Raw genomic sequence first — 7,918 nt, forward strand, 5'->3', positions numbered from 1 at the left:
TAAAATGCTTTGATGTATACTTCTTACTTTTTGTGTAAAATGAAAAAAGAAGCGCTATCAGAGGGGGATATTCACATGAATTATGAAATCTTTTCAAAAGTTATCAATTATACTACACCTTTCTTTAAATACTTTGTAGAAACGGCAAAAGAGAAAAAGAATGCCGTACTTCTTGAAAGTGGTCGTGACGGAAGATATTCAATTATGGCATCTAATCCAGTTGCAAAGTTATATGGGAAGGATAATAAATTAACGGTCGAAGTAGGAATTGAAGGATGCTCCGAAATAGTAGAATATGTAGGAAATCCAATAGATTTAGCAAAGGAATATCTAACTAAATACACAGCGGAAAAAAGAGATGACCTACCACCATTTCAGTGTGGAGCAATCGGTTATTTCACATATGACTGTAACCATTATATCGAAGACCTACCAAAGATGGCTGAGGATGTTTACAATATTCCAGATGTTTATTTATTAATCTTCCATGAAGTGGTTGTTTTTGACCATCAAGAAAATCAATTATATTTTATTGTAATAGATGAAATGAATAATGCTGATAAGGCACAAGAACGAATAGACTCTTTAGAAGAGTTCTTCATTAGTGAAATAGAGCAAATCGATTTATCTAGAAGAACTTCTACCGAGGAGATTGAAAAAACAATTTATATGTCTGAACAAAAATTTACAGATGCTGTTGGTAATGTTAAAGAATATATCAGTGCGGGGGATGTATTCCAGGTGAATTTATCCGTGCTACAATCTGAGACGCTTGTAACAGATCCACTGTATATATATGAGCAGCTTAGAGAAATAAATCCATCACCATATATGTCCTATTTAGATTTTGACGAGTTTCAAATTGTTAGTTGCTCACCAGAACTGTTAGTAGCAAAACGTGATCAAGAAGTTTGGACAAGACCAATAGCAGGTACGAGGTCACGTGGTAAAACAGTTGAAGAAGAACAACAATTGATGGAAGAACTACGTTCAAATGAAAAAGAACAAGCTGAGCATATTATGTTAGTTGATCTAGAGCGCAATGATTTAGGAAGAGTATGCGAATATGGAACTGTTGAAGTGGACGAACTATTAGTGATCGAAAAGTATTCACATGTAATGCACCTTGTTTCAAATGTTAGAGGTGAGCTACAAAAGGGTAAAGATTCATTTGACTTGTTAAAAGCAGTATTTCCCGGGGGAACAATAACAGGAGCTCCAAAAATCCGTACGATGGAAATTATTGAAGAACTAGAGCCGACCAAGCGTGGCATTTATACAGGTTCTGTTGGATGGATTAGCTTCACTGGAGATATGGAGTTAAACATTACGATTCGAACAATGATTACAAAAGACCAGCAAGCATTTGTACAAGCCGGTGCTGGCATTGTTATTGATTCTAATCCAAAACATGAGTATTTAGAAAGCCTTAAGAAAGCTCAAGCTTTATGGACAGCTAAGAAAGTAAGTGAAGAAAAAGCACAGTTGGGTGGGAATGTAAAATGATATTAATGATTGATAATTATGATTCATTTACCTATAATCTAGTTCAATATTTAGGCGAATTAGGTGAAGAGTTAATTGTTAAACGAAATGATGAAATTACTTTAGAAGAAATCGAAGCATTAGCCCCATCTTATTTGATGATTTCACCAGGTCCTTGTACACCAAACGAGGCAGGAATCAGTTTAAAAGCAATTGAACACTTTGCTGGGAAAATCCCAATTTTAGGCGTATGCTTAGGACACCAATCAATCGCTCAAGTGTTTGGAGGTGACGTAATACGTGCAGAACGCTTAATGCACGGAAAAACATCTGCAATTACACATGAAGGTTTAGGATTATTTAATGATCTACCATCACCAATTGATGTTACACGATATCACTCTTTAATTGTTAAAAAAGAAACTTTCCCTGAGGAGCTTGAAATTACAGCTTGGACGAATGAGGGAGAAATTATGGCTTTAAAACATAAGACATTACCGATTGAAGGAGTGCAATTTCATCCGGAATCGATTATGTCACAATTCGGTAAAGAAATGCTTAGAAACTTTTTACAAGCATATAAACCATCTAGGAGTACAGTATGAAACTATATTTTAATGGAGAATTCTTGAACGATCATGAAGTGAAAATATCTCCATTTGATCATGGCTTTTTATATGGCTTAGGAGTATTTGAAACATTTCGGATCTATAATGGGCATCCATTTTTATTATTTGATCATTTAAAGCGTTTAAGAAAGTCGTTATTGAACCTGAATATCGAGTGGAATTTGCTAGATGAGGAAATACAAACGATTTTAAATAAGTTAATTGAATTAAATGGGTTGCAAGATGCGTATATACGTTTGAATGTTTCAGCAGGTGTAGGTGAAATAGGTTTATACACTGGGCAGTATTCGAATCCAAATACCATTATTTTCATTAAACCTATGCATGAAAGTAATATCTTAGAGAAAGAAGGGGTAATACTTAATACCCCTCGAAACTCTCCTGAAGGAAAAGAACGATTAAAGTCTCATCATTATTTAAATAATATTATCGGGAAAAAAGAGATCGGTAACTTACCAAGTATAGAAGGAATCTTTTTAAACAAAGATGGGTTTCTTTCAGAAGGTATCGTTTCAAATCTCTTCTTTATTAATCAAAATCGATTATATACACCACACGTTGATACGGGAATCTTGAATGGGATAACGAGACAGTTCGTGATTCATTGGGCAAAATTAAAAGGGATTACAGTTGAAGAGGGTTTCTACACAGAGCAAGAGCTGTTAAAAGCGGATGAAATATTTATTTCAAATTCAATCCAAGAAATTATTCCCGTTACAGTAATTGGCGAGCGGAGCTTTAATGTTAGTGAAAGTAGCGTAATAAAGGATTTGCAAAAGGATTATAGAATTCACCGACAATCCTTATTAAGCATGAATGAAATGGAAAGAAGTGAACAAGTGTGAGAAGAGCAACAAAACCTTTGATTTGTGGAAATTACGCATTACCTATTCAGGATGAAACAATAGTAATGGGGATTTTAAACGTAACCCCAGACTCATTTTCTGATGGTGGTCGATACAATGAAATTGAATTAGCGATACAACATGCAAAGAAGTTAATTGCTGATGGAGCAAAAATTATTGATATAGGTGGGGAATCGACAAGACCTGGAGCTGCCATAGTTGATGAAGACGAAGAGTTAAGAAGAGTTGTTCCGATTATTAAAGCACTATCTAAAGAAATTGATGTCCCAATTTCCATTGATACATATAAATCTGAAGTGGCAAAACAAGCTGTTGAAGCAGGAGCTACAATCATTAATGATGTTTGGGGAGCAAAGAAAGACCCTAAAATTGCTGAAGTGGCTGCTGCGTACAATGTTCCAATTTGTTTAATGCACAATCGAACAGATGAAAACTATTATAGTTTAATGAGTGATCTTGTCTGTGATTTAGTTGAAAGTATTAATATTGCAAAACGTGCAGGTGTAAAGGATGAAATGATTATTTTGGATCCGGGTGTTGGTTTTGCAAAATCAGCTGGGCAGAATTTGGAAGTGTTAAACCAAATGGAGCAGATTAAAGCACTGGACTATCCAGTGTTACTTGGTACTTCTAGAAAAAGGTTTATAGGGGAGGTTCTTGGTACTGAAGTACATGAGCGAATGGAAGGTACAGGGGCTACAGTCTGTTTAGGTATTACGAAAGGCTGCGAAATTGTACGAGTACATGACGTGTTAGCGATTTCCCGTATGGCTAAAATGATGGATGCTATGTTAAAGATTGGAGTAAATAATGGATAAAATATATGTAACAGGTATGAGATTTTATGGATACCATGGTGTATTTAAAGAGGAGAAAACATTAGGGCAACGATTTAATGTTGATTTAATTGTCGAATTAGATACAAAAAAAGCAGGAGAAACAGATGATTTGGCGTATTCAGTAAGTTACGCAGACTTATTTAAAACATGCGAAGAAGTAGTTCAAGGTCAGTCGTATGACTTAGTGGAATCAGTGGCTGAAGGGATTGCTAAACAAATATTAAATACATATGATTTAATTCAACAATGTACTGTAAAAGTCATAAAACCAGATCCACCAATACCAGGACATTATGATTTTGTAGCGGTTGAAATAACAAGAGGTCGCATATGAAAAATGAATCATATTTAAGTTTAGGAACGAATATAGGCGACCGAGAAGGTTTTCTTACAAAGGCTATTAGGGAATTAGTGAATCATCCAGATATTCAAGTAGAACACATCTCTTCTATCTATGAAACAGACCCAGTTGGATACGTAGACCAAGATCCATTTTTAAATCTCGTTATTAAAATTTCTACCAATTTAACACCACTTCAATTACTTGATGTTACACAAGGGATCGAACAAAACCTTGGTAGAAAAAGGGAATTACGTTGGGGTCCAAGAACAATAGACCTTGACATTTTACTCTATAATCACGAAGATATAGAAGTTGAGCACCTAAGAATACCGCACCCGAGAATGTTTGAAAGAAGCTTTGTATTAATCCCCTTAAAAGAAATTAACCAATCAATTAAGGTTGAAACTAAATTTTTAGAGGATAAAGGAGTTCGATTATGGAAGCTGAAAAGTGGGGTAGACGGATTAGGGCTTTTAGAAAATTAAAAGGTTTTACCCAAGAAGGCTTTGCAAAAAACCTTGGAGTTTCTGTTTCGGTGTTAGGCGAAGTTGAGCGAGGGAATCGTATGCCAACTGAACAGTTTTTGCATGATTGTGCAAAACAATTAAAAGTAAGTGTAGAGGAATTATCAATATAAAGTTTTATTGTAATAGAAGGAGGATGGGATGTGCTAAAAATTGGTGACATCGAGATGAAAAATCCCGTCGTATTAGCACCGATGGCTGGAGTATGTAACTCAGCTTTCCGTTTGACAGTAAAAGAATTCGGTGCAGGTTTAGTATGTGCAGAGATGGTAAGTGATAAAGCTATTCTTCACAACAATAAAAGAACATTAGATATGCTTTATATGGATGAACGTGAAAAGCCATTAAGCTTACAAATTTTTGGTGGTGAAAAATCAACATTAGTTGAAGCTGCTAAGTACGTTGACGAAAATACGAATGCAGATATTATTGATATTAATATGGGGTGCCCTGTTCCTAAGATTACAAAAGTAGACGCAGGAGCTAAATGGCTTTTAGACCCAAATAAAATTCATGAAATGGTATATGCTGTAGCACAGAATGTCAGTAAACCAGTTACAGTTAAAATGCGTCTTGGATGGGATGACGATCACATATATGTAGTAGATAATGCAAAAGCAGTTGAAGCAGCGGGTGGAAAAGCAGTTGCGATCCATGGACGAACTCGTTATCAAATGTATGAAGGGAAATCTGATTGGAGCTGGATTAAAGAAGTTAAAAATCAGGTTTCTATACCGGTAATTGGTAATGGTGATGTGGAGACTCCTCAAGATGCTAAGCGTATGTTAGATGAAACAGGCTGTGATGGCGTAATGATCGGTCGTGCTGCATTAGGAAATCCGTGGATGATTTATCGTACAGTTAAATACTTAGAATCTGGTGTATTAATGCCTGAGCCAGAAGCTCGTGAAAAAATTGATGTATGTTTATTGCATTTAGACCGATTAATTGATCTAAAAAATGAACATGTAGCTGTAATGGAAATGAGAAAACATACAGCTTGGTATTTAAAAGGTTTGAAAGGCACTGCATTAGTTCGAGATCAAATTAACGAAGTTAGTACTCGTGCTCAAATGGTTGAAGTATTAACAACATACGTTAATGAAGTAGAAGAAAAAATGAAAGCAACTCAAGCTTTGTAAGTTTGACAGGTTTCGCTTGACAAAATATAATAAGTTATAGTAAACAAAACTGCCAGATCGAAATACTGGCAGTTTTTCTATTAAAATCATATTGTATTTAAATATTTGAATAATTACGTGGAGTTGAGAAAATGAGTCACGAAGAATTAAATGATCAAGCCCTTATACGTAGGGAGAAATTAAAAACACTTGAAGGAAAAGGTATCGATCCATTCGGTAAAAAGTTTGTGCGCACACATTCTTCAAATGATTTATTAGCACAATTTGACCAGTTTTCTAAAGAAGAACTAGAAGAAAAAGCGATTGTTGTTTCATTTGCAGGTCGAGTAATGACTAAACGTGGTAAAGGTAAAGCTGGGTTTGCACATGTTCAAGATTTAAATGGACAAGTTCAAATCTATGTTCGTAAAGATGCTGTAGGCGAAGAACAATATGAAATCTTTGATATTACTGATTTAGGTGACATTGTAGGTGTTACTGGTGTGGTATTTAAAACGAATGTAGGGGAATTATCTATTAAAGTGAAAGAATATACATTCCTTTCAAAAGCGTTATTACCACTTCCTGATAAATTCCATGGTTTACAAGATGTTGAACAACGTTACCGTCAAAGATATTTAGATTTAATGAATATGGATAGCCGACAAACATTTATTGCTCGCAGTAAAATTATCCAATCTATGAGACGTTATTTAGATAGCCAAGGTTATTTAGAAGTTGAAACTCCTATGCTACATGCTATTGCAGGTGGAGCTTCAGCAAGACCGTTTATCACTCATCATAACGCGCTTGATATGGAATTATATATGCGCATTGCAATTGAGCTACATTTAAAACGACTTATTGTAGGTGGACTTGAAAAAGTTTATGAAATTGGTCGCGTATTCCGTAATGAAGGTATTTCTACTCGTCATAACCCAGAGTTTACGATGATTGAATTATATGAAGCTTATGCTGATTATGCTGATATTATGGAACTTACTGAAAATCTAATTGCTCATATCGCTAAAGAAGTTTTAGGTACTACTACGATTCCTTACGGTGAGTACACAGTAAACCTAGAGCCAAAATGGACTAGACTTCACATGGTAGATGCGATTAAAGAAGCTTGTGGAGTAGATTTCTGGCCAGAGATGTCAGTTGAGCAAGCAAGACAATATGCTAAAGAACATAATGTTGAAGTTAATGAGAATATGTCTGTTGGTCATATTATTAACGAATTCTTCGAACAAAAAGTTGAAGAAACATTAATTCAACCTACATTTATTTATGGTCACCCTGTAGAAATTTCACCGCTTGCGAAAAAGAATGCTGACGATCCACGTTTTACTGATCGTTTTGAGTTATTTATCGTGGCACGTGAACACGCTAACGCATTTACAGAGTTAAATGATCCAATTGACCAAAAAGAGCGTTTTGAAGCACAGCTTAAAGAACGTGAGCTTGGTAATGACGAAGCACATATGATGGATGATGATTATATCGAAGCATTAGAACATGGTATGCCACCAACAGGTGGTCTTGGAATAGGTATTGATCGATTAGTTATGTTGTTAACTAATTCTCCTTCAATCCGTGACGTTCTATTGTTCCCATTAATGAGACATAAATAAGATTTAACTAACTGGCTAAAGGAATACTTTTAGCCAGTTTTTTTTATGATTGGATGTATCTTTTTAAAGGAATAAGGACATCATTTATTTATTGGAATCTGGTAAAAACTATCTGAATAAAAAGAATTTAAAATTAGGTATTGTATTTTGTTTTTATAGGTGTTATATTATTAAACGTTGTCACATTAATACGAAATGACAACGAAAAAAACTTTAAAAAAAACATTGACAACATTCAATAGAAAATGTTAAGATGTTTAAGTCGCTTCAGAGCGACAAGGTGAACTTTGAAAACTAAACAAAACATGAAGTAAACGTCAATTATTAGTTTTTTTGAGCAATACAAGATTTAAACTTAACTTTTATGGAGAGTTTGATCCTGGCTCAGGACGAACGCTGGCGGCGTGCCTAATACATGCAAGTCGAGCGGACTAATGGGAGCTTGCTCCCGTTAGTTAGCGGCGGACGGGTGAGTAA

9 protein-coding genes and 1 rRNA gene are annotated in these 7,918 nt (G+C 35.1%); all 10 read left to right on the top strand.

Features of this window, described 5'->3' with window-relative positions; genetic code table 11:
- Positions 1-75 precede the first annotated feature (75 nt).
- A complete protein-coding gene (locus tag BED47_RS12720; RefSeq protein ID WP_069033973.1) occupies positions 76-1,506 on the top strand; it encodes an anthranilate synthase component I family protein in 1,431 nt (476 codons plus the stop codon).
- Complete coding sequence (gene pabA / locus BED47_RS12725; RefSeq protein WP_069033974.1) at positions 1,503-2,090, top strand: aminodeoxychorismate/anthranilate synthase component II; 588 nt, start codon at positions 1,503-1,505, stop codon at positions 2,088-2,090. The genes BED47_RS12720 and pabA overlap by 4 nt, the downstream gene beginning before the upstream one ends.
- Positions 2,087-2,959 carry an aminodeoxychorismate lyase gene (gene pabC / locus BED47_RS12730; protein ID WP_069033975.1) on the top strand — a complete coding sequence of 291 codons (873 nt, stop codon included), beginning with the start codon at positions 2,087-2,089 and terminating at the stop codon, positions 2,957-2,959. Before pabA ends, pabC begins: the two co-directional genes overlap by 4 nt.
- 65 nt (positions 2,960-3,024) lie before the next feature.
- Complete coding sequence (folP, locus tag BED47_RS12735; RefSeq protein WP_084006901.1) at positions 3,025-3,798, top strand: dihydropteroate synthase; 774 nt, start codon at positions 3,025-3,027, stop codon at positions 3,796-3,798.
- Positions 3,791-4,153, top strand: coding sequence for a dihydroneopterin aldolase (gene folB / locus BED47_RS12740; protein WP_069033977.1), 363 nt, complete (start codon positions 3,791-3,793; stop codon positions 4,151-4,153). The genes folP and folB overlap by 8 nt, the downstream gene beginning before the upstream one ends.
- Complete coding sequence (gene folK, locus BED47_RS12745; RefSeq protein ID WP_069033978.1) at positions 4,150-4,647, top strand: 2-amino-4-hydroxy-6-hydroxymethyldihydropteridine diphosphokinase; 498 nt, start codon at positions 4,150-4,152, stop codon at positions 4,645-4,647. Before folB ends, folK begins: the two co-directional genes overlap by 4 nt.
- The gene (locus BED47_RS12750; RefSeq protein WP_056474403.1) at positions 4,599-4,799 is read left to right on the top strand and encodes a helix-turn-helix domain-containing protein; all 201 of its coding nucleotides are present in this window, start codon (positions 4,599-4,601) and stop codon (positions 4,797-4,799) included. The genes folK and BED47_RS12750 overlap by 49 nt, the downstream gene beginning before the upstream one ends.
- A 30-nt stretch (positions 4,800-4,829) precedes the next feature.
- A complete protein-coding gene (gene dusB, locus BED47_RS12755; RefSeq protein WP_069033979.1) occupies positions 4,830-5,828 on the top strand; it encodes a tRNA dihydrouridine synthase DusB in 999 nt (332 codons plus the stop codon).
- 131 nt (positions 5,829-5,959) lie between these two features.
- Positions 5,960-7,441: a lysine--tRNA ligase gene (gene lysS / locus BED47_RS12760; RefSeq protein WP_069033980.1), complete on the top strand. Its 1,482-nt coding sequence runs from the start codon at positions 5,960-5,962 to the stop codon at positions 7,439-7,441.
- 361 nt (positions 7,442-7,802) lie between these two features.
- A 16S ribosomal RNA gene (locus BED47_RS12765) occupies positions 7,803-7,918 on the top strand; the annotation flags it as partial.

Source organism: Gottfriedia luciferensis, assembly GCF_001712755.1.
Classification (GTDB): domain Bacteria; phylum Bacillota; class Bacilli; order Bacillales; family Bacillaceae_G; genus Gottfriedia; species Gottfriedia luciferensis_B.